The sequence below is a fragment of the Buttiauxella warmboldiae genome, assembly GCF_003818135.1.
Classification (GTDB): domain Bacteria; phylum Pseudomonadota; class Gammaproteobacteria; order Enterobacterales; family Enterobacteriaceae; genus Buttiauxella; species Buttiauxella warmboldiae.
Genome location: NZ_RPOH01000009.1, coordinates 1 through 22,764, shown reverse-complemented (window position 1 = coordinate 22,764; position 22,764 = coordinate 1). Strand labels below are relative to the sequence as shown.

The following is a 22,764-nucleotide window of genomic DNA, read 5'->3' as shown; positions in this document are numbered from 1 at the left end:
GCTACTCGCCTCATTCATCTCTTCTTCACCAGTTCAGCAACGGCAGCGCCGCGGGTAGCTGTGACAGCAGATACAGCAGCAACCCGATAGTGCCGCCAACCAGCGTGCCGTTAATGCGGATAAACTGTAAATCTTTGCCGATATTCAGCTCAATTTGCCGCGACATATCCTGCGCATCCCAGCTTTTAACCGTATCGCTAATATGGCGTGTCAGAAACGTGGCGAAGTCGGGGGCCACTTTTTGTACCGCCTGCTCCAGATGCTCATTCAACGAAGCGCGCAGCGCGCTATCGGCAACCAGCGTCTCCCCCAGCCACTGCCCGGCTTCTGCGATGCGTTTTTTCATGAGCGAATCTTCAGAATTAACATCCACTTTCAACCATTCGCGCAAATCGCCCCACAGTTCGCCCAGATAGCGGTTAAAGGCCTCATCCTCTTGCAGATAACGTTTAATACCGTCGGCCTTTTCAGCCATTTGCGGCGAGCGTTTGAGATTTTCAATGAGCTTTAGCGTGGCACGATCGAAAGCCTGGCGGATCTGGTGCCCTCGATCGTGGCTGACGTCATCAAGAAATGAGTTTACCGCATTAGAAACCATGTCGGCGCTGTGTTCCCCGAGCCATTCTATTGGCAGGATTTTTGCTTTGCGTGGGTGTTCGGTTTCCAGCCAACGCACTATCTGACGGGCAATTAACGCCCGTGTGCTTTCACGTTTTAATAGCATCAGCATCTGTGCAATAACCGAGTCGAGCAGCTCCTGATGGCGGTTATTTTTAGTCAGGCTTTCCAGCAGCAGGGCGCTTGAATGGGTCAAATCGACTTTATCGATAGCCTTATGAACGGCCTTGCGGATTAAGCGCTGAATGCGCGCATCGTCGGTTAAGTCTAAAAATGCGCTCATCACCTGCAACAGATGTTGCCCAACGCGCCGGGCATTGTCAGGTTTGCTGAACCACTGGCCAATAAGGTTTGCCGGTTCATGGCGGCGAATCAGGGAGATCAGCGATTGGGCGTCGAGAAACTTCTCTTGCACAAAAATGCCAAGATTTTCGCCAATTCTGTCTTTATTACGCGGGATTATCGCCGTATGGCGAGAGATAAAGGGGATTGGCAGGCGATGAAACAACGCCGCCACGGCAAACCAGTCAGCGAGCGCTCCCACCATCGCGGCTTCGGCGATAGCTTTTAAGCCACTCACCCAGAATCCCGGGGGCAACAAGAGGGTTATCACAAAGGTTACAGCGGCAATCAGCAGTAAGGACAGCGCAAGGCGCTTGGCGCGTTTTAATTCAGCTATTTTCTCCATCCGCTAAGCATAGAACGCCGGGTCGTGAAGCGGTAGGGCAAATTTGAACAGCGATAAAACCCGCTCGGTCTGCGCCAGCTAAATTCTCCTGTGCTTCAAATTGTTATAAAAATCTTTCTGTCGGCAGCTTGATTGGCATCTTTGTTTAGCAATGCTGTGTATTCATACAGTTTTTTTGTAAGAGATTCACAATATCGCTAACCTATTTTATTTTTTGCCAATCAACCACGTATGGAGCATGACTATGGCAGCCTTTCCATCACCGGCACAGGATTATGCTGAAAAGAGCATCGACCTTCATGAACTGCTGGTTAAATATCCTGCTGCTACATACTTTGTGCGTGCAGCGGATGATTCGATGCAAGAGGGAGGGATCGGCACTGGCGATTTGCTAGTGGTCGACACCACTATCAAAAAGCCGGGATTATGCTGGGTAATGCCAGTCAGTTAAGGAATCGAGGCCCTAATTTAGTGGGCTCCGATGAAGGTAAACAGGGCTACAACCCTGATTCCTTCGTTATCCGTCTAAGCAAAAGTATGAATATTAATTCACAAAAATGCTTATCTGATTGGCATTACGGGATTATGCTGGGCGACTTTTTTAGCCGCGGGAGGGGGCAACTCAATCATCTTTGATGAGACCCCCAAAGATTAACAGCGAAGCGTTGATGCAGGCGATAGATAGCATTAATAAGAAGAGCAGAGGAACGCTCTACTTTGCAGAGCAAGGGATTGAACAACCATGTCAGATGAAGAGGGCTATGTTATCCCCGTGCTACACCACCCGCGTTTGCGAACCTCATGAGGTTTGTCATCAGTCTGAATACTCTTGTTTTGTTCGGCACAACCGCTGACTTTTTCGGTTTTCATACCAGCTTCTGTATACAGGCTAATGAGTGCGCCGCCGGGAGAGCACCACCTGCTCGATTCTTTCCAGCGAAACGCCTTTAGTTTCAGGGATGAAACGGTGGATTAACCATAAAGCGAGCAGCATAAAGCCCACGAAAATCCACAGTGGGAATGCGCCGTGGAATGTCTCTTTCAACCAGACGTTTTCGCTAATCATCGGGAAGAGCTGGGCGACAATGAAGGCGGCAATCCACTGGCAGCCTATGGCGATCCCCATCCCGGCAGAGCGCATACGGTTAGGGAAAATTTCTGCAACCAGTGCCCAGGAGGCAACGCCCCAGCCGACAGAAAACGCCACCAAAAACAGCATCATCCCCGCCACCGCAAGGTAACCATGCGTTTCGGTGTAGAGGCTGAAAGAGGCGATCAGCAGACCCAGTGCGCAGCCTGAAGAACTGGTATACATCAGCTTTACGCGCCCGGTTTTATCAATCAGCCACAGCCCCAGCGCATTTCCGGCAACGAACACCGCGCCCAACAACGAGGTTTGCAGCAGCGCGCTTTCCATGGAACCCATCACATTTTTCAGTATTTCCGGCGCGTAGTACATAATGGCGTTGATGCCGGTAAGCTGGTTAAAAACGGCGATCGTGCAGCCCACCATCAGGATAAAAAAGAGATCCGGTGAGCGAAAATTAATTTTCTTCCCGCCAGTCTGTTGCTCAACCGCCAGGGTGCGCTTGATATCGTTGACCAGGTGGCTGGCGTGCGAGGCGTCTGAAATGCGCTCAAAGGTTTTAAAAGCACGATTATCAAAGCCTTTCATTACATTCCAGCGTGGGGATTCCGGGATCAAAAATACCGTGATGAGAAAGGCGATGCAGGGAATGATGCCGACACAGAACATCCAGCGCCAGCCGGTGTTGACAATCCACTCCTGGGGCATGCCGCGGGCAATCAGATAGTTGGTGAAAAACACCACGCTCTGGCCTAAAACGATGGCAAACTGCTGCATGCCAACGGCGCGACCGCGCATATCTTTTGGCGCCACTTCAGACATATACATAGGTGAGACAACCGATGCCAGGCCTACCGCCACGCCGCCAATCATCCGGTAGCTAACGAAAGCGCTGAACGAGTAGCTGAGCGCGACGCCCACAATAGAAACAATAAACAGGATAGCGGCAATGCAAAGCGCTTTTTTGCGCCCCAACGAACCGGCTATTTTACCCGCCAGCAGCGCACCGATAACACAGCCTATCACGACGTTGGATACTGCCCATCCGGTCTGTGCCGGGGTGAGCGCAAACAACGTGTTCAGGGCATCAATGGACCCGGAGATTACCGCGGTGTCAAAGCCAAACAGAAAGCCGCCGAGCGCGGCAACAAAGCAGATGCGTAATACATACCAGATATCATGGTGGACCTTGCGCGGATCGTAAGTTCCTTCTTCGGGTGAACAGTGAGGGACAGAAACGGCCATGGTGTTAACTCCTTCTTTAATAACTGACTCATTTATTTAAAGAATCGATAACTCATCGGTCTGAGGTCAATGCTCAGTGAGGAAACGCTTTCCCCGAAAAGAGCGTTAATAGCAGGATAATCAGGTCCTGAAATGAAATATATATTTCATATTTAAGTAAAGTGGCTAATTTATTTTATGTGCGAGAGATCGCAAAGTGTGTTTATTTTTATTTGATAATCAGTGGATTACAGTTTTACGGTGACCATGCGTAGGCGTAGGCGTAGGCGTAGGCGTAGGCGTAGGCGTAGGCGTAGGCGTAGGCGTAGGCGTAGGCGTAGGGTGAAAATGACGTAATGAATTGAAACGCTGGTTGACGATTGGCTAGCAATAGTCAGGAAATTTGTAGATTTGGGGCGAAGCCGCGTTTAAAGAGGGATTAAGTCGCAGCGGATGCAAAACGGGTTAGAGCTTTTAAGCTCTAACCCGCTGTAGAATTGGTCGGCACGGAGAGATTCGAACTCTCGACCCTCGCCACCCCATGACGATGCGCTACCAGGCTGCGCTACGCGCCGAATGAAAATAATACTACCTTTTTTACCATCGTTTGCAAGATGGGTTACTGCTAACTGATTCATAAATAAACAATCAGTTGGCGATAAAACGCTTCTCGTCGGTCAGCACCTGTAGCAACAGCCCAAGCTGTGGCCGGGTTTCTTTGATGCCTTCACCCTGTAAATCATACATCCGATAATTGCCGTTGTTATCGAGCACCAGCGTCATCGTCGGTAGGGTAATCGCCAGACTATTATTATCCGCACCCACTACCCAATTATTACGACGCGTCGCCGCGAACAGATCTTCACCTTGTGAATACTCGTTTGCCGGATTTTTAACGTGCAGCAGGCGCTGCATCAGCGTGGTCATAACATCCTGATGGTCGGTAAGCTTCGAGATGGTTTGCGCCGGAGTCCCTGGCCAGTGGATAACCAGCGGGACCTGAATGCGCGAGCGCGACCAGGCGAAAGTGTTCTGCGCTTTGCCAGGAGGCACACCGTGTCCGGCGGTAATAATGACCACCGTGTTCTGGAGTTTCCCTGAGGCTTCCAGCGCCTCAAGCACGCGTTTGATTTGTTCATCAACATTGCTGGCGGCTCGAGCATAGCGACGAGTAAAGGCTTGCTGATTGCTGTCTGCGGTAATAGTGGTGCCGTTAAAGGCCACCCACGAGAACCAGCGATTATCTTCTGATGCGTACTGCGTCAACCAGTTAATCCACTGCGAAGCCGTTTGCCCGTCAGACTGGCTGCGTGCGGAAGGCAAAGAGAAGTCAGACAGCAGGGCCTGGCGGTACATTGATGAGTCAAAGCCATCGGAGGCGAACAGCCCCAGCTGATAGCCTTGCTGATTAAGGGCGGTAATCAGGGCTGCTGGGATCCTGGCGGATAACACGCCATCCATATAGGCTGGCGAAATGCCATAGAACAGACCAAAAATGCCGTTATCAGTAGCGTTACCGGCGCTCATATGCTGCGTGAAGTTAATGTTGCTGGTGGCAAACTGGCTGAGGTTGGGCAGATCTTTCTGCACGTGTTCAGCATTCAGGCCATCCACGGTAATCAACAGCACATTGTGACCGGTACCCATGTCGCGGAACTGCAGTTCGCTGAGCGGATACTGCACCGATACCGCCTCAGGATTTCCCTGTTCCACAAGACGACGCTGGTACTCTTTTGCATCCAGCAAACCGTGTTTTTCGAGGAAGCGGCGGGCCGTCATTGGATAAGACAGGGGCAGGTTGGCGCGCTGCATGGTAATCGGGCGATAGAAGTTTGCATCTGCCCAGATATACATAATATGGCTGCTGAAAAACGCCACGAAGAACAGCACCACGACGGGTCGGGCATAGTGCTTGCGCCGTCCGAGACTGCGTAGTTTCTGCCAGCTCCAGGTGGCAAACAGCATTTCAAGCAGGAAAATGACCGGCACGCTGATAAACATCAGCTGCCAGTCTCGCGCCATTTCGCTCTGGTCGGGGTTGATCACCAGTTCCCAGACGATCGGATTAAGATGGAGATGGAAGCGAGTAAAGACTTCGCTGTCGATAAGCAGCAGCGTCATGCCGGCGGTAGCAAGGGCCGCCGAGACAAAGCGCATCAGACGTTGCGACATCACAACGAAGGTCAGCGGGAAGAGGATCAGCAGATAGGCGGCGAACACCACAAAGCTGAAATGGCCGATGACGCTCAACCAGGAGTAGAGACGGCCCGTGAGCGTTGCCGGCCAGTCAGCGACAAACAGATAGCGGCTACCCAGCAGCGTTGCCAGCAGGATATTGAACAGGGCGAACCAGTGTCCCCAGCTGACCATCTGGGAAACTTTTTCGCGGTAGCGCTGACGGTTAGTCACCATAACGTGTTGCTACAATCCCTTAATGAGCTTTGTCTTCGCTCACGGAGGCCTGCAGCGCCTGCGCAAATGAGCGAGCCAGCGACTGGCGTTGAGCAGAAGCTACGCTGGTATTAATCAGGTTGGTGACCATATTTCCCAGCACCATCAGGGAAAGATCGGTAGGCGTCTGGTGCTTTTCCAGCACGGCCGCCAGTTCACTCAACAGTTCTTCGACGCGTTCGTCACTATAACGGGATATTTGTGGCATAAATTAACAGTCAATTAGATTCGGGAAAGGGCGATATCTTACCGTAGAAGCCGCTGTTTTTCTGCTTTTTTATCTTCGGTTGCACAAGGCTTCCGGCAATGGTTGAATACCGCCAAGTCTAAAAGGAGAGTTTATCATGAGTCTGGATATCAACCAGATTGCCTTACACCAGTTGATCAAGCGCGGCGAACAGACACTTGAGGTCGTGCTGCGTGATTCTCTGTTGGCAACCAACGGTGCCGTAGAAGAAATGATGGCCGAATTGCACCGCGTTTATAGTGCAAAAAATAAAGCATATGGTCTGTTTAGCGAAGAGAGCGAACTGGCAGACGCGCTGCGTTCGCAGCGTAAGGGGAACGAGGATTTCCTCGCCTTTAGCCGCGCGGCGACAGGGCGCTTACGTGATGAGCTGGCGAAATATCCGTTTGCAGACGGCGGTATCGTACTGTTCTGCCAGTATCGTTATCTGGCGGTGGAGTATCTGCTGGTGGCGGTACTGAATAATTTAAGCAGCATGCGCGTTAATGAAGAGCTGGATATCAGTTCCACGCATCACCTGGATATTAACCATGCGGATATCGTGGCGCGTATTGATTTGACCGAGTGGGAAACCAACCCGGAGTCCACGCGTTACCTGACTTTCCTCAAAGGGCGCGTCGGGCGCAAAGTTGCCGATTTCTTTATGGATTTTTTGGGTGCCAGCGAAGGCTTAAACGCCAAAGCGCAAAACAAAGGTCTGCTGCAGGCGCTGGATGACTTCACCAGCGAAGCGCAGCTGGATAAAAACGAGCGCCAGGCGGCGCGTCAGCAGGTTTACGCCTACTGCAACGAACAGCTTCAGGCGGGCGAAGAGATTGAGCTTTCGTCCCTTGCAGAGGAGCTGCCGTGGGCGGTTGATGATAAAAACTTCCAGCAGTTCACCGCGGAGAAAGGTTATCAGCTCGAAGAGAGCTTCCCGGCCGATCGCAGCACGCTGCGCCAGTTAACCAAATTTTCCGGTAGCGGCGGTGGGTTGACGATTAGCTTTGATGCCATGCTGTTGGGCGAGCGTATTTTCTGGGACCCGGCGACCGATACGTTGACCATTAAAGGCACGCCACCGAATCTGCGCGATCAGCTCCAGCGCCGAAGCTCTGGCAAATAGCGATAAAAAAACCCGCCGCAGCGGGTTTTTTTTCGAGCTAAATTCGCGATTAAGCGCGAACGAAGTCGATGTGAGTCAGTTTTGGCTTGAACGGGTGACGCTGAACAGCCTGAACTTTAACCTTAACTTCTTTACCGTCTACAACCAGAGTCAGAACTTCTTCGTAGAAACCTGGTTTAGCTTGCAGGTTCATTACGTTGTCGTGATCCAGTTCGATTGCGATCGCAGCTTCGGAACCACCATAGATGATTGCCGGGAATTTGTTAGCTGCACGCAGGCGGCGGCTCGCACCCTTGCCCTGCTCTTTGCGTTCTACTGCATTGATAGTAAACATTAACTGTTTCTCTCTTAAATAATCCTGTTACAGGCGACCCAGCAACAGGTAAATTTCCTGCTTTGCGGATGCAAAAGCGGGCGGGATTATAGCCATATCTGACTTGCGCTTCAATGAAAAGAACCGTTAACCGCGCAATTCATTCGCGCGGCGGAAGCGTCCCTGGTAATCAAATACCTTTTCCCGCACGTTCCAGAAGTTGCCGTTCTTGCGGGCGACGACAAAATCCGGGTGACGGAGCGCCGATTGCTGCGCCACGACATCAGCCGCGTTTATCCAGCGCAGCGGCACGCCTGGGGTACGGCTATGGGGCCGAATAAATAGTTGCTCAAACGCCATGCGCTGGGCAGGCGTTTGCAGGCGAAAGCGTTCGCTGACATCTGCACCATCTTCATCAAAATAGGTGATTTTTAGCCAGTCACCTTTCTCGTCGCTGCCGTTTTGCAGCGTCATACCGCCACAACGCAGCACCAGCGCATCTTTTAATTTCAGCGCGGCTTTCAACATATCATCGGGGTCGACCAGAATGCGATCGCACTGATGGCAGCGACGCGCGGCGATATCGTTCTCTGCGTTGCACTGTGGGCAGTGCTTAAAGCGAAAGCGGAAATCGCACTGCTCGCGCGTGCCGTCGTCATCTTCAAACCAGCCCTGGCAGCGGCGGCCAAAGTGTTCAATCAGGGTGCCATCGCTGGTGGTTTTGCCCCAGAAGGTGTTGGCAAAACCGCATGCAGGGCAAAATACCTGAACAGGCACATTGTCGCTGTTGCCTTTTGCTGCCCCGACTTCTGGCGTAAACAGATCATGAGGGTTTCCGGCGTAGTCCAGAATCAGGCAGTCTTTCTTATCCGGTGCGAGGCGCAAACCACGGCCAACAATTTGCTGATAGAGGCTAACGGATTCCGTCGGGCGCAAAATAGCGATTAAATCGACGTGTGGCGCATCAAACCCCGTGGTCAGCACCGAAACGTTGACCAGAAAGCGGAACTGCTGCTTTTTGAAGGCTGCTATTAATGTATCGCGCGCGGGGCCTGGGGTATCAGCGGTAATCAGTGCTGCATCGTTCGCAGGAAGTAGCGCGGTCACCTCTTTGGCGTGTTCTACGGTGGCCGCAAAAATCATCACGCCGCGCCTGTCGGCGGCAAACTCCACGATCTGGCTGATAATATGTGGGGTAATACGCTGTTGCTGTTTTAACTCACGGTTAAGATCCGCCTCGCTGAACAGACCGTTCGCTTGCGCCTGCAAGCGGCTAAAATCGTACTGCACCACCGGCATATCCAGGCGCTCGGGCGGCGTTAAATAGCCGTGCTTAATCATATAGCGCAGCGGCAATTCGTAAATACAGTCGCGGAACAGGGCGTTTTCGTTGCCGCGCACCATGCCGTGATAGTGAAAATGGTAAATCCAGCCTTTTCCCAGCCGATAAGGAGTGGCGGTCAGCCCCAGCAGGCGCAGTTCAGGATTGGCCGCGCGTAAGTGGCTGAGAATTTGCTGATACTGGCTGTCGTCGGCATCGCCAATACGGTGGCATTCATCGACGATCAATAATGAAAACTCGCCCCGGAACTGTTCAAGGTTACGCGCAACGGACTGCACGCTACCGAAAACCACTTTGCCATGGCTCTCTTTGCGTTGCAGGCCCGCGGCGAAAATGTCGGCTTCCAGGCCAAGCGCGCAATATTTAGCATGGTTCTGCGCGACCAGCTCCTTGACGTGTGCGAGCACTAACACTCTTCCTCGCGCCACGCGTGCGAGTTCGGCGATCGCCAGGCTTTTGCCTGCGCCCGTCGGTAACACTATCACCGCCGGAGTGATGTGTTTGCGAAAATAGGCGAGCGTGGCGTCCACCGCTTCTTGTTGGTAGGGGCGTAAAGTAAAAGACATCGCTGCTCATATCAGAGAAATAACGCGCTCAATTATGCCATGGGAAACGTTTTACCTTGAGAGAGTTTTTGTTAACGCTATACTGGCAAAAGATTTATACCTTCATACATACCACGGGCCGATGCCCGGCCAGCCGTTTGCTGCTGGCACTTCTTAGATACAGGCAATTTTTTAATGCGACTCGATAAATTTATCTCTCAGCAGCTTGGCGTGAGCCGCGCTATCGCTGGCCGTGAAATCCGCGCGCAGCGCGTCACTATTGATGGCGAAATGGTGCGTGATGCCTCCTTTAAACTGCATCCGGAACACCAGGTTGAGTTTGATGGCCGCTCACTGACCCAGCAGAACGGCCCTCGCTATTTTATGCTGAATAAGCCTCAGGGTTATGTTTGCTCGACTGAAGACCCGGATCATCCAACGGTACTCTATTTTCTGGATGAGCCGATGGCGCACAAACTCCATGCTGCCGGGCGCCTGGATATCGACACCACCGGTCTGGTGCTGATGACCGATGATGGCCAGTGGTCGCATCGTATTACCTCACCGCGCCACCACTGCGAAAAAACCTATCTGGTTACGCTGGAAAACCCGGTGTCCGATGACACAGCAGAGCAATTCGCCGCAGGCGTTCAATTGCATAATGAAAAAGATCTGACGTTACCGGCGGTAATGGAAGTCATCACGCCGCTGGAAGTGCGTCTGACCATCAGCGAAGGGCGCTACCACCAGGTAAAACGCATGTTTGCCGCAGTGGGTAACCATGTGGTTGGTTTACATCGCGAACGCATTGGTGCCATTGCTATGGATGCGGATCTCGCGCCGGGTGAATACCGCCCATTAACCGCAGAAGAAGTGGCCAGCGTTGGCATGCCACCACGTTAATTTCGGGAGGAAGCGTTGAGCAGTAAGCAAAATTCGTCTGTTGGCATTGTGGTGATACTTGGCCTGCTGGCCATGTTAATGCCGTTATCCATTGATATGTACCTGCCGGCACTGCCGGTTATTGCCTCCGAATTTGGCGTGCCGGCCGGCAGCGCGCAAATGACGTTAAGTACCTACATTCTTGGCTTTGCTATCGGTCAGCTCTTTTATGGCCCAATGGCGGACAGTATTGGCCGCAAGCCGGTGGTGCTGGGCGGGACGCTAATCTTTGCGGCGGCGGCGATAGCCTGTGCGCTGTCACAAACCATCGACCACCTGATTGCCATGCGCTTCCTGCACGGTCTTTCGGCAGCGGCGGCAAGCGTGGTGATTAACGCCCTGATGCGCGATATTTATCCGAAAGAAGAGTTTTCGCGCATGATGTCCTTTGTGATGCTGATAACCACCATTGCGCCGCTGGTTGCGCCAATGGTCGGCGGCGCGGTACTGGTGTGGTTTAGCTGGCACGCCATCTTCTGGATCCTCGCCCTGGCGGCGCTGCTGGCATCGGCGATGATTTTCTTCCTGATCCATGAAACCTTACCCGTTGAGCGTCGGCAGAAGTTTCATTTGCGCACCACCATCGGTAACTTTGCGACGCTGTTCCGCCATAAACGTGTGTTGAGCTATATGCTGGCGAGCGGTTTTAGTTTTGCGGCGATGTTCTCATTCTTGAGCGCTGGCCCGTTTGTGTACATTGAGCTGAACCACGTGGCGCCGCAGCATTTTGGTTACTACTTCGCGCTAAATATTCTGTTTTTGATCGTGATGACGCTTATCAACAGCCGCTTTGTGCGCCGTTTTGGCCCGCTGGCGATGTTCCGCTGCGGACTGTTCGTGCAGTTTGCGATGGCCATCTGGCTGGTGCTCAGCACCGCTCTGGGCTTAGGTTTCTGGTCGATGGTGCTGGGGGTTGCGGCGTTTGTGGGCTGCGTGTCGATGGTGTCGTCTAACGCAATGGCGGTTATTCTCGATGAGTTTCCGCATATGGCGGGGACGGCTTCTTCGCTGGCGGGGACCTTCCGTTTCGGTATCGGTGCATTAACCGGAGCGCTGCTCTCGTTTGCCACCTTCACCTCTGCGTGGCCAATGATTTGCTCGATTGCGGTATGTGCAACCTGCTCAATCGTTTTTTATCTCTACGCCAGCCGTCCGCGCTTAGCCGCTAAAAAATCCTGAAGTTGTGAAACGGGTAGCGCCAGCTGCCCGTTTTTTTAATCCAAATCAACGAAAATTTCCCGCCAGCGCCTACAATTTGTTTCTCAAATGTAAATTTAACAACAATAAAAAGTCATGCTCTTGTGGTTAAAAAGGTTGAGTTACATCGCATAAAGCGTTACATATAGCGCCGAAATGTGTGCGGCAGCACAAAAATAAACCTTTAAATATGAAATGGTAGACAAACATTTACATTGGATGTAAGCGGTTTCGAGGTTGTTTACACACAAATCATCAACATTGTGTTAACCTTTTGATGTAAATCATTTGTGAAATAATTTTGGCTTTTTTTTGGGGATACCACAGTGAATACCTTACAGCTTTCTATCGTCCATCGTTTACCGCATCGCTATCGCTGGCTGGCGGGTTTTGCAGGCTCCAGAGTTGAACCGATTCCGCAAAACGGGCAGAGCGCTGAAAATTGCCTGATTGGCCTGAAATTACTGAGCGACAGCAACAGCGATTCCGCCTGGCCGACGATGCAAAAGTTAAGCCTCGCGCTAAGAGATATTGAGGTGGATTCGGCGATCGTTGAGTGTGAAGGGCAGCCGTGCCTGTTTGTGAATCGCCAGGATGAACAAACGGCAACCTGTCGCCTGAAGAATTTCGGCGTCGCTATTGCTGAATCCTTCTCCAGCACTAACCCTTTTTGATGCTGAGGTTTGCCGTTCAGGCAAGCGCAAGTAACTGGCGTGTGTATTCCGCCTGAGGCGCGGCAAAAATTTGCTGGCATGCCCCTTGTTCCACCACTTCCCCCTGCCGCAGCACCACCACCTGATGGCATAAAGACTTCACCACCCGCAAATCATGGCTGATAAAAATATAGGCCAGCTGATGCTTTTGCTGGAGAGACTTCAGCAGCGCAAGAATCTGCGCCTGTACTGAACGGTCGAGCGAAGAGGTCGGCTCATCCAGAATAATTAATTCAGGCTGTAAGATAAGCGCTCTGGCAATGGCGATACGCTGACGTTGTCCGCCGGAAAACTCAGCCGGATAACGATGCCTTGTCTGCGGATCTAACCCCACTTCCTGCATTGCGACGATCGCTTTTTGTTCGCGTTGCGCCGCACTTAACGCGGGCTGATGGACGCGCAAACCTTCTTCAATTATCTGTAAAACATCAAGTCGCGGATTGAGCGAGGAATTCGGGTCCTGGAAAACAACCTGTATGCGGCTACGCAGCGGCAACAGCTGTTTGCGGTTAAGCTCATGCAGCGGTTTGCCAGCGAACCAAATCTCCCCGCTGGAGTGAATCAAGCGTAATAGCGCAAGCCCGGTGGTGCTTTTGCCCGATCCTGACTCGCCAACCAGGCCGATACTTTCACCCGCGCGTAGCGTAAAGCTCAGATCTTTAATTCCATAGCGGTAGCCGATGGTTTTCTTTAGGAAACCCCGACGAACAGGGAAGGCGACCTGTAAATCACGAACCGTAAGCAGCGGGGCGCGAGATTCGTCAACCGGGCGTGGGCGGCCCGCGGGTTCTGCGGCCAGCAATTGCTGAGTATAGGAGTGTTGTGGCGCCGATAATAATTTTGCCGCCGAATTTTGCTCAACGCATTTTCCGTTGCGCATCACCGCCACATTATCCGCCAGCTTTTGCACGATACCCAGGTTATGAGTGATGAACAGCAGCCCCATATTCAGCTCTTGCCTGAGCTCTTTGAGCAGCTGCAGAATTTGCGCCTGAACGGTGACATCCAGCGCGGTGGTAGGCTCGTCGGCAATTAGCAGTTCCGGGCGCGTGAGCAGCGCCATCGCAATCATTACGCGCTGACGTTCGCCGCCAGAAAGCTGATGCGGAAAGTCATTTAAACGGTTTATTGCGTTGCGGATCCCGACTCTGTCAAGGCAGGTGAGCATTTCAGCACGCGCTGCTTCACGGCGCATGCCACGGTGCAGCGATAGCACTTCATAAAGCTGTTTTTCGATATTGTGCAACGGGTTGAGCGAAACCATCGGCTCCTGGAAAATCATGGCGATTTTATTGCCGCGCACCGTGCGAAGCGTGCGTTCGGGCGCATGTAATAATTCCTCGCCTTTAAAGAAAATTTCGCCTGAGGGGTAAACCACCGGCGGCGCTGGAAGCAAACGCAAAACGGACAGCGCCGTGACGCTTTTCCCTGAGCCAGACTCGCCCACCAGCGCCAGCGTTTCACCCGCGTTTACCTCAAGTGATAAGTCATCCACCACTTGCCGGACGGTATCGCCGCTGCGAAAGGCCACGGATAAATTCTTAATCGAAAGCAGAGAGGTTGTCATATCAGAGCGCCTTGCTCGGGTCGAAGGCGTCGCGCACTGCTTCGCCGATAAAAATAAGTAACGTCAGCAAAATGGCCAGCGAGAAAAATGCGGTAATCCCAAGCCACGGTGCCTGGAGGTTATTTTTGCCCTGTAGCAGCAATTCCCCGAGGGAAGGGGAGCCCAGCGGTAAACCAAAGCCTAAGAAATCCAGCGAGGTGAGGGTGGTTATGGAGCCGCAAAGTATAAACGGTAAAAATGTGAGCGTGGCGACCATCGCGTTTGGCAGCATATGACGCAGAATAATCGACCGGTCACTCACTCCCATTGCCTGAGCGGCGCGAATATAGTCGAAATTCCGGGTGCGCAGAAACTCTGCGCGCACCACGCCGACCAGACTCATCCAGCCAAACAGCACCGTAATGCCGAGCAGCCACCAGAAGTTCGGCTGGATAACGCTTGAAAGCAGGATTATCAGGAATAACGTTGGCATCCCTGACCATACTTCGATCAGGCGTTGCCCCCATAAATCGATGCGCCCGCCGTAGTAACCCTGTACCGCACCCGCAACAATGCCAATCATGCTGGAAAGGAGGGTCAACATCAGGCCGAACAGAATTGAAATACGCGTACCGTAGAGGATGCGCGCCAGCACATCACCGCCGTTAGCGTCGGTTCCCAGCCAGTTCTGACGGCTTGGGGGGGAAGGGAAGGGGTGAGATGCGGCAAAGTTAATAGCATTCGCCCCAAAGCGAATCGGCGCCCAAAGGACCCAGCCTTTTTGGCTCAGGCGCTGGGCAAGCCAGGGGTCCTGGTAATCTGCCGCAGTCGCCAGCGGCCCGCCAAAATCGCTTTCGCTGTAAGCGGTGATAAACGGGAAGTAGAGGCGATCCTGATAGTGGACGATCAGCGGCCGATCGTTGGCGATAAGCTCAGATCCGAGCGTTAGTAAAAACAGGACGGCGAAAATCCACAATGACCAGTAGCCGCGTTTATGGTGGCGAAAACGCGCCCAGCGGGCCTGATTGACCGGACTTAACTGGCTCATCCTCGCCCCTCGAAATCAATACGCGGATCGACCAGCGTGTAGGTTATATCGCTCAGAATATTAAGCAGCAGGCCTATCAGGGTGAAAATGTAAAGCGTACCAAACATCACCGGATAGTCGCGTGAAATCGTCGACTCATAGCCGAGTAATCCTAGCCCGTTAAGTGAAAACATCACTTCAATGAGCAGCGAGCCGGTAAAAAACATGCTGATGAAGGTGGCAGGAAAACCGGCAATCACCAGAAGCATGGCGTTGCGGAACACGTGGTGATAGAGAATTTTCTTTTCACTCAGCCCCTTGGCGCGCGCGGTGACCACGTACTGCTTACGAACCTCATCAAGAAACGAGTTTTTTGTCAGCATCGTTAAAGTCGCAAAGCCGCCGACCACGGTTGCCAGCACCGGCAAGGTGATATGCCACAGGTAATCCACTATTTTGCCGTACCAGGGCAGGGTGTCGAAATGCGTCGATACCAGGCCGCGTAGCGGGAACCAGTCCAGATAGCTGCCGCCGGCAAACACCACAATCAGCAGGATGGCGAATAAAAATGCCGGGATGGCGTAGCCAATGATAATAAAGGTGCTGCTCCAGATATCAAAACTGCTGCCGTTGTTGACGGCTTTGCGTATGCCGAGCGGAATGGACACCATGTAGATAATTAAGGTGCTCCACAGGCCAATCGAGACAGAAACGGGCAGGCTTTCCTTAATAAGATTTAAAACCGAAGAGCTGCGAAACAGGCTGTCGCCAAAATCAAAGCGCAGATAGTCGCCGAGCATATTGAAATAGCGCTCATGAATCGGTTTATCAAAGCCGTAGCGGTGGGTGATTTCAGCAATCACTTCCGGGTCGAGGCCACGCGCGCCGCGGTACTGGCTGTCCGTTGCGTTGCCGACGCCAACACGGGCGTGTCCGCTCCCCATGGTGTCTGTAGCCATTCCCGGAATGCCTGCACCATGCCCAAACTGAATAGCAGCGATGGCCTGATCGACGGGCCCGCCGGGCGCAATCTGCACGATGAAAAAATTGAGGGTGATAATCGCCCATAAGGTGGGGATGATGAGCAGCAAACGGCGTAACAGATAGCTTCCCATCTGTGCCCCTAACGTCTATTTTCTGGTAGTTGAGCGGCTTTGTTTACGTCATACCACCAGGTGTCAAACCCGGTGGCATATAGCGGATGAACCACCGGTTTTGAGAATTTGTTCCACCAGGCGAAGCGGTCTGCGGCCATGTACCACATTGGGATCATGTAATAATTCCAGGTCAACACACGGTCCAGCGCGCGGCCTAATGGCAGCAGTTTTTGTTTATCACCCTGATTAGCCACAATCTGAGAAACCAGTTTATCGATAACCGGGCTTTTCACACCCGGGGCATTATAGCTGGAGTCGACATATTCTGAAGCCCAGCTGATTTGCACATCGGCGCTGGGATAAGGCATGGCGCTGTAAAGGGTTGGCATCATGTCATAATCACGGTTACGCAAACGGTTAGTGAGCTGTGAGTTATCGACCTGGCGGATCTCCATCGTCACCCCCAGGCGTTGTAGATTGTGCCTGAAGGGTAAAACCCATTGGGTATTCCCGGTGCTACCTGTCAGCACTTCAAAGATGAAGGGCTTTCCCGTTTTCACATTGGTGAGTTTCCGGTCTTTAATCTCCCAGCCCGCTTCTTTAAGTAGCGCCAGCGCTTTGAGCAGGTTCTCCCGGTCAAAGCCATTGCCGCTGGTTGTCGGCGGGGTGTAGATAGTGGTGAAGACTTCCGGCGGTAAATCCTTTTTCATCGGCGCCAGCAGCGTCAGCTCATCGGCATCCGGATAATTTCGCGCCGCATACTCGGTATTCTGGAAATAGCTGTTGGCCCGTTTATAAGAGCCATAAAACAGCGCCTTGTTCATCCATTCAAAATCAAAGGCCAGGCCGATGGCCTCGCGAACTTTTCGGTCGGCAAAGAGGGGGCGCTGAACGTTAAACGCCAGCCAGCGCGCGTCCTGTGCCGCATCGTTGGGCTGTTCTTCTTTTACGATGTGATGGTTGGCAAAGTTTTTGCCGATATAACGCGTGGCCCAGTTTTTGGCGGATGCTTCGTGGCGAAAATCGAACGCCCCGGCTTTAAAGGCTTCAAAAGCGACATTGTCATCAAGGTAATAGTCGTAGCGGATGGTGTCAAAGTTCCAGCTGCCACGGTTTACCGGCAGGTTGGCAGCCCAATAATCCCTGACGCGCGAGTAGGTAATGTACTGCCCCATACGCCATGCGGTTATTTTATAGGGACCGCTGGCCGGCGGTGGCGCGGAGAGAGGATCGCTGAGTTTATGATCTTTCCAGAATGTTTCAGGAAACACCGGCAGCGAGAACAGCCCCAGCATACGTTCTTTACTCGGTTCAGCCAGCTCAATACGTAGCGTTAAAGGTGCGATAGCCTTTACCTTTGCACCTTTATAAATCTGGCGAAACTGCGGCACGCCCTCGGCCATGAATTTATTAAAGGTGAAGGCAACGTCGCGGGCTTTGATCGGGGTTCCATCATGAAAACGTGCGCGCGGGTTAATTTCGATTTCGGCCCAGGCAAAATTTTCCGGATAGCGGGCCATTTCAGCAATCAGCGGGTAGTAGCTACCGGGTTCATCATCAGAGGTGGTAAACAGCCTGTCATAAAGGGCTTCTGTACGCACGCCCGGGTTGCCACGCAGGGCATAGCGGTTGAAATTATCAAAGGTGCCAATGGCTGAGAGGGTGATGTTCCCCCCCTTTGGGGCCGCGGGATTGACGTAGTCGAAATGGGTGAAGCTGATGGCGTATTTCGGTTCACCTAAAACGGCAAATGAATAACTTTCCCTGATGTTTTCGGCCAGGCTCTGGAAGGCCACCAGGCACAGGCTGAGCAGAGCGAAGGCGCGGGCTAACATCGTTTGGGCCAATCCTTATAACGTCGTGATGATAAATCATAAGTTATCCTCATGATACTTCAAGCGCTACCTGTGTGGGGCAGGCCGGGTTAGTCCGCAACCACCGGGCTTCTAAGCTCTTCGTATGCTTTCGGCTGTTCTTTCCATTGTCTGAGTTGCTCAAAGGTGAGCGGGCGCGCGAAGTAAAAACCCTGCAGGTAATTGACGCCCTGGTCAATCAGCCATCTGGCCTGCTCTGGTGTTTCTACGCCTTCTGCAACGGTGGTCATACTCAGTTTTCGGGCAAGCGTTAACACCGCATCAAGCACCGGGGAGGTGACCGTTTCCAGACCAATGGAGTTCACAAAGCCCCTGTCTATCTTGAGATAGTCAAGCCTGAAGCGTTCAAGATAAATCAGTGCGCTATGTCCGGTGCCAAAATCATCAACCGCAATTTCAAAGCCTTGCTCATGCATCCAGTTAAACAGGGAGCTGGCTTCGTTTGCCTTGACCATATCGCGCTCGGTAATTTCAAACATCAGCTGGAAATAGCGAGCGGGCAATGAGGCGACAAAAGCCTGAATATCTTCTTTAAATCCAGGCGCGTGCAGATGGCTGGGGGCCAGATTGACGCCAAGCCGCGCGCCTGCGGGTAAAATTTGCTGCAGCCTTCTGGCATCGCGTGCGATGAGCTCAAACAAATGACGGGTGAGAGGAACGATGAGCTGCTGCGCTTCGGCGAAGGCGATAAAGGCGTCTGGAGGGATAGAGCCCGCGCTCGGGTGGTTCCAGCGCATCAAGACTTCTACGCCCGAAATTTTTAAGCTTTTGGCATCGATAATTGGCTGATAGACCACGTAAAACTGGCCGCGTTTAATACCGGTCAGGATCTCTTTCCCGGAGCGCAGGCGTACCACCAGGAACCAGGCACATAGCGCTCCGCCGAGAATGCCAAAGATAAGGCCTGTCAGAATAGCGATTTGAATATCGACCGCAGGCCAGGTTTTGCCGTACAGGGCTATCTTAATCGGATAACCCTGAATTGAGACGATGCGCGTGGGATGCTGCGGCAACTCAGATACATTCATCACGTTGCTGGAAAGGGTGGTGAGCGCCTTATCGCCGGCGATTATCGCCATTGAGGCCACATCGCTTTGGCGGGTGGAAAAAAGCAAATAAGGCGTGAGGTTAACATTCAGCGTAGCGAAAACCCCTTTGTCCGGGTTTTGCGGATTTTTAAACCAAGCGGCAATCGTTGGCTTGCCCGGCATCATCGAGGTGCCATGCAGAATATTAATATCAATGCTGGAATGGATGTCGATATCCGCAACAAGCTGATGCATATCAAGCATCATGCTGCCCGTTGCAGAAGAGCAGTAGGCAAAACCGTCCTGAACTAATATAAACGCGCGCACATTGGCATTAAAGGCGGCGCTAGCTGTCAGTTCGCCAGAAACCTGGTGGCAATCAGCAAGAGTTAAGGGCTGAACCGTGTTGGTCGTGGACTGAAGCTCGTGAAAAAAATCACTAATGTAAGCGAGGATGTTTTCAGACAGCACGTCATAGCTTGCCTCACGCTTGCTGTGGAGCGTCAGGCTGGTGATGCCACCCATCAGCAGTGCGGTAAGTATGCCTGCCACAATGCTAAAGGTGACAATTTGTCGGACCGAGGTGACGTGCTGTGAAAAAAGTGTTTTTGAAAACATGGGCATGGTGCCTGTACTAGCAAGAGATTTATTGTTTATATGCGTTTTTTCCGACTATAACGCAAAAGTTGCAGCAGTGTTATAAGGTTTCAGATGTAAATTATAAATTTCGTTAAAATGAAGCGGCGGATGCTGGCTAAGGTGAATTTAAGCCAATAAAAAACGCTGCCTGGGCAGCGTTTTTTGGTAACCATCGTTGATACTTGCTTTGCAGTACAGCCAAGGGAGTCGCCGTCTGCAAATAAGCGCATTAGCTGCGGCTCAACACGCGGCGCGCTTCGTTATAGCGCTTTTTCCAGTACGGCTCGTCCATGCTCGAAATAGTCACGCCGCTGCTGGTGGAGGCGTGGACAAACTGGTTATTACCGATGTAAATACCAACGTGTCGTCCCGTTGAACCCGCGCGGAACAGAACCAAATCGCCCGTACGTAATTTATTACGCGAAATGGATTTACCGGAACCCTGCTGTTCAGAAGTTGAACGCGGTAATTCTAAACCAAATTGTTCGCGGAACGTACGCTGCACGAAGGCAGAACAATCAATGCCGCTTTTATTGCTGCCGCCAAGGCGATAACGCACGCCTTTCCAGCTTGCATATTGATCCATGAGACGTGATTTCACATCTACATTACGGACCATCTCTTCGAATTCATCCTGAGAAGCTTGCAGTAAAAAACTATCTTTATTGCCGACTGCATGCGTCTCAGAATGCATATTTGCGGTGTTTGTCGAACTACAGGCTGACAGCATTACTGCCACAGCAACGGCGGGAATGGCCCGCAAGATATATCTCAAAATAGGCTGAGATTTGACCATTATGTTTGTTATCCCTTGATGTCCTTAACGATAAATATCGTTATACAAAATACCAACGTGGCGAGACTAATTACCTGAGCGCAATGAAACAATGGCTTATGAGCAAAACTGTGGCATGACGCACAAATTTATGCACATTGCTAAGCAACTGGCTTAAAGCACAAAACGTCTTCGAGATTACCTTATCAACACAGGTGTGGCGAGTGGTTTTGGTGGTTTTTTTATAAGAAATTGTGATGTTAAATGACAACAATAAATATTGCGCGATGGTTAATCACAAGTGGTGTTTTTATGTGCAGGTGATTCATTTACCTGGAGAAGGTGAAAAGTTATCGCTGTGGTTGCCCGGAAGGGGAGATAAAAAAACATCAGGGATCGTTTCCAAACCCTGATGATTGGCGGTAAGTGATGTTTATTTGATGTTAATTAATGGCTTGGTTTTTGCCGGGTAAATAGCGATCCAGCAGGTTAATTAACCCATCGCTTACCGGGGTTAATAGCGCCCAGGGCAGGCAAACAAGCGCAATAGATAACGACCCCACAAAGATATCCGTGAACCAATGTGCGCCAATCATCATGCGCGGCATGATGAAGACCAGGAAAATAATCATGGCAATAAAGAAGGCTTTTTTGCCGCAATAGCGCAACATGAAGCCGGTGAAAATCAGCAGCATTAACCCATGGTCGCCAGGAAAACTGTCAGTTGAGGCATCCTTGGTCGGGAAATGCAGCAATTCACTGACGCGATAAATATCGCTGAAATAAAGCGTAGGGCTGACGTGAGATTCCGGAATTAAATGGCCGAGCTGATTAATGATAATTGCGCAAAATAGCATCACAATTCCCATGATAACCCTGTGACGACGCCCGGTAGCTGACTCTTTGCGCCAATACCAGAAAAACAGCGAGCCCATCGCTAATAGCGAAATGCCGTCGAACACCCGATTATTGGTTACGGCAACCAGCACCAGAAAGGTATGGCTTTTAATCAGTGCCTGGTTGAAAAAATAGAAGATGCTGGCATCAAGGGTAAACCAGAAACCATGCCCCTCGGGCAGGTACCAACTAAAAAACAGTGCAAATCCCAGCGCGTTCAGCATCAGGATAAAAGGCCAGCGGATATTATTCATACAAATTCATCAGGTATTTTAACAAAAGGGAAAGGGTAGACCTACAGACTTAAACGTAGCTTCAACAGTGAGGTTTGCAATGCGTTCCAGTCAACGTCACCGCTGTGAATGAGTTCGATGCGGCTGTCTGGCGGGGCGACATTCTGCGTTTCGATATGGAAATCATGGCCCTGGCGGTTAATTCGCACCAGACCTTCCGCGATACGCAGCACGCCTTTAACGCGATCCACCGGTGCCAGCCTGGCCCACTCGAGAAGGCCAACGGTATCAAATTGCGTCTCAGCAGCAAAAATCCAGCCGCAGCCCACATAGCCCTGGCCGCTATTAATGCTGCGTCTCCAGTTCTGGTGCTCGGGCAGGCTTAAAGCGGCAAGACCGCGGGTGGCGGCATGGCTATGATGGTGCTCGGGGCTGGATGGCAGCTCGCGCAGGTTTTGACGAGGCCTGTCGAGCAGACTGAGGTCAATATCGCCATTTTGCGCAGCGATCACGGCGCGCCCGTCACCTTCACGCTGTTGCCATTCACGCAAAGCGTTACGGCTCTCGTCACCGGCGCGGTCTGCTTTATTGGCAATGATAATATCGGCAGCGGCCAGCTGATCGCGGAAGTTGTCATTAGCGATGGCCCGCTCATCAAGCAGCTGGCGCGGGTCCAGCAAGCAAAGCGTCGCGTTGAGTTCAATCCACGGCTGGTAAACTTCCGCGGTGAGCATATCGAGAATTTGTTTTGGATGACCCAGGCCGGTTGGCTCGATAAGCAGGCGGTCAGGCTTGCCCTGACGCAGCAAAGTATTCAGGCCAACCTGCATCGGCAAGCCATTGACACAACACATGCAGCCGCCGGGGATTTCCTTCAATAATGCGCCGCTGTCGGCTAACAGCGCGCCATCGATACCCACCTCACCAAACTCGTTGACCAGCACCGCCCATTTTTCATGCTCGGGTTTGTTGGCCAGCAGATGCAAAATAGTGGTGGTTTTTCCACTACCGAGAAAACCGGTAATCAAATTAGTTTTAGTCACAGGCGCTCCGGACAGGTTAACTGAATCCTTAATTATCCCTATCCTGAACCACATTTACCATCAATTGAAGCATTCACATCCCTGTGAAGAACGGTTGTGGTTATCAACCGAAAATCAATAAATTGATTTTCCT

The 22,764-nt window shown here is 51.9% G+C and carries 19 protein-coding genes, 1 tRNA gene and 1 pseudogene; 6 read left to right on the top strand and 15 right to left on the bottom strand.

Annotated features, from left to right (window positions below):
• Positions 1-25: 25 nt before the first annotated feature.
• Positions 26-1,306: a DUF445 domain-containing protein gene (locus EHN07_RS02530; RefSeq protein WP_124022642.1), complete on the bottom strand. Its 1,281-nt coding sequence runs from the start codon at positions 1,304-1,306 to the stop codon at positions 26-28.
• Between the two features lie 238 nt (positions 1,307-1,544).
• Between EHN07_RS02530 and EHN07_RS02525 the strand changes: the two are divergent.
• A pseudogene (locus tag EHN07_RS02525) lies at positions 1,545-1,715 on the top strand (S24 family peptidase); the annotation flags it as partial.
• Between the two features lie 226 nt (positions 1,716-1,941).
• Positions 1,942-2,160: a DUF4113 domain-containing protein gene (locus EHN07_RS20585; protein WP_425267163.1), complete on the top strand. Its 219-nt coding sequence runs from the start codon at positions 1,942-1,944 to the stop codon at positions 2,158-2,160.
• A 35-nt stretch (positions 2,161-2,195) separates the two neighbouring features.
• Here EHN07_RS20585 and EHN07_RS02515 read toward each other — a convergent pair whose 3' ends face one another.
• The 4 genes from EHN07_RS02515 to EHN07_RS02500 all read right to left on the bottom strand — a co-directional run bounded on the left by EHN07_RS02515 (position 2,196) and on the right by EHN07_RS02500 (position 6,276).
• On the bottom strand, positions 2,196-3,638 hold the full coding sequence (locus EHN07_RS02515) for a sugar porter family MFS transporter (RefSeq protein WP_124022641.1): 1,443 nt from the start codon (positions 3,636-3,638) through the stop codon (positions 2,196-2,198).
• A gap of 477 nt (positions 3,639-4,115) precedes the next feature.
• Positions 4,116-4,192 (bottom strand) — tRNA-Pro (locus tag EHN07_RS02510).
• A gap of 73 nt (positions 4,193-4,265) precedes the next feature.
• Entirely contained in the window at positions 4,266-6,029 is a 1,764-nt protein-coding gene (yejM, locus tag EHN07_RS02505) for an LPS biosynthesis-modulating metalloenzyme YejM (RefSeq protein ID WP_124022640.1), read from the bottom strand.
• A gap of 19 nt (positions 6,030-6,048) precedes the next feature.
• Positions 6,049-6,276 (bottom strand): YejL family protein, encoded by a 228-nt coding sequence (locus EHN07_RS02500; RefSeq protein WP_124022639.1) that lies wholly within the window; start codon positions 6,274-6,276, stop codon positions 6,049-6,051.
• A 136-nt stretch (positions 6,277-6,412) separates the two neighbouring features.
• Here EHN07_RS02500 and yejK point away from each other — a divergent pair, with 136 nt between their 5' ends.
• Positions 6,413-7,420: a nucleoid-associated protein YejK gene (gene yejK, locus EHN07_RS02495; protein WP_124022638.1), complete on the top strand. Its 1,008-nt coding sequence runs from the start codon at positions 6,413-6,415 to the stop codon at positions 7,418-7,420.
• A 49-nt stretch (positions 7,421-7,469) separates the two neighbouring features.
• Here yejK and rplY read toward each other — a convergent pair whose 3' ends face one another.
• Both rplY and radD read right to left on the bottom strand, forming a co-directional pair.
• Positions 7,470-7,754 carry a 50S ribosomal protein L25 gene (gene rplY / locus EHN07_RS02490; protein ID WP_124022637.1) on the bottom strand — a complete coding sequence of 95 codons (285 nt, stop codon included), beginning with the start codon at positions 7,752-7,754 and terminating at the stop codon, positions 7,470-7,472.
• A gap of 126 nt (positions 7,755-7,880) precedes the next feature.
• Positions 7,881-9,641 carry a DNA repair helicase RadD gene (gene radD, locus EHN07_RS02485; protein ID WP_124022636.1) on the bottom strand — a complete coding sequence of 587 codons (1,761 nt, stop codon included), beginning with the start codon at positions 9,639-9,641 and terminating at the stop codon, positions 7,881-7,883.
• A 174-nt stretch (positions 9,642-9,815) separates the two neighbouring features.
• On the opposite strand from radD, the gene rsuA reads away from it, so the two are divergent.
• The 3 genes from rsuA (at position 9,816) to EHN07_RS02470 (ending at position 12,433) form a co-directional block, all read left to right on the top strand.
• Positions 9,816-10,523 carry a 16S rRNA pseudouridine(516) synthase RsuA gene (rsuA, locus tag EHN07_RS02480; RefSeq protein WP_124022635.1) on the top strand — a complete coding sequence of 236 codons (708 nt, stop codon included), beginning with the start codon at positions 9,816-9,818 and terminating at the stop codon, positions 10,521-10,523.
• A gap of 15 nt (positions 10,524-10,538) precedes the next feature.
• Positions 10,539-11,741, top strand: a complete 1,203-nt coding sequence (locus EHN07_RS02475; protein ID WP_124022634.1) for a Bcr/CflA family multidrug efflux MFS transporter — start codon at positions 10,539-10,541, stop codon at positions 11,739-11,741.
• A 344-nt stretch (positions 11,742-12,085) separates the two neighbouring features.
• Positions 12,086-12,433 (top strand): YejG family protein, encoded by a 348-nt coding sequence (locus EHN07_RS02470; RefSeq protein WP_124022633.1) that lies wholly within the window; start codon positions 12,086-12,088, stop codon positions 12,431-12,433.
• 16 nt (positions 12,434-12,449) lie between these two features.
• On the opposite strand, the gene yejF is transcribed toward EHN07_RS02470, so the two are convergent.
• The 8 genes from yejF to EHN07_RS02430 all read right to left on the bottom strand — a co-directional run bounded on the left by yejF (position 12,450) and on the right by EHN07_RS02430 (position 22,631).
• Positions 12,450-14,039, bottom strand: coding sequence for a microcin C ABC transporter ATP-binding protein YejF (gene yejF, locus EHN07_RS02465; RefSeq protein WP_124022632.1), 1,590 nt, complete (start codon positions 14,037-14,039; stop codon positions 12,450-12,452).
• 1 nt (position 14,040) lies between these two features.
• Positions 14,041-15,066: a microcin C ABC transporter permease gene (locus tag EHN07_RS02460; protein ID WP_124022631.1), complete on the bottom strand. Its 1,026-nt coding sequence runs from the start codon at positions 15,064-15,066 to the stop codon at positions 14,041-14,043.
• A complete protein-coding gene (locus EHN07_RS02455) occupies positions 15,063-16,160 on the bottom strand; it encodes a microcin C ABC transporter permease YejB (protein ID WP_124022630.1) in 1,098 nt (365 codons plus the stop codon). The genes EHN07_RS02460 and EHN07_RS02455 overlap by 4 nt, the downstream gene beginning before the upstream one ends.
• A gap of 8 nt (positions 16,161-16,168) precedes the next feature.
• Complete coding sequence (locus EHN07_RS02450) at positions 16,169-17,977, bottom strand: extracellular solute-binding protein (protein WP_124022629.1); 1,809 nt, start codon at positions 17,975-17,977, stop codon at positions 16,169-16,171.
• Between the two features lie 89 nt (positions 17,978-18,066).
• Complete coding sequence (locus EHN07_RS02445) at positions 18,067-19,662, bottom strand: cyclic di-GMP phosphodiesterase (RefSeq protein ID WP_124022628.1); 1,596 nt, start codon at positions 19,660-19,662, stop codon at positions 18,067-18,069.
• Positions 19,663-19,912: 250 nt separating this feature from the next.
• A complete protein-coding gene (gene mepS, locus EHN07_RS02440; RefSeq protein ID WP_124022627.1) occupies positions 19,913-20,479 on the bottom strand; it encodes a bifunctional murein DD-endopeptidase/murein LD-carboxypeptidase in 567 nt (188 codons plus the stop codon).
• A gap of 422 nt (positions 20,480-20,901) precedes the next feature.
• Positions 20,902-21,609, bottom strand: coding sequence for a phosphatase PAP2 family protein (locus tag EHN07_RS02435; protein WP_124022626.1), 708 nt, complete (start codon positions 21,607-21,609; stop codon positions 20,902-20,904).
• Positions 21,610-21,650: 41 nt separating this feature from the next.
• A complete protein-coding gene (locus EHN07_RS02430; protein WP_124022625.1) occupies positions 21,651-22,631 on the bottom strand; it encodes a CobW family GTP-binding protein in 981 nt (326 codons plus the stop codon).
• Positions 22,632-22,764 lie beyond the last annotated feature (133 nt).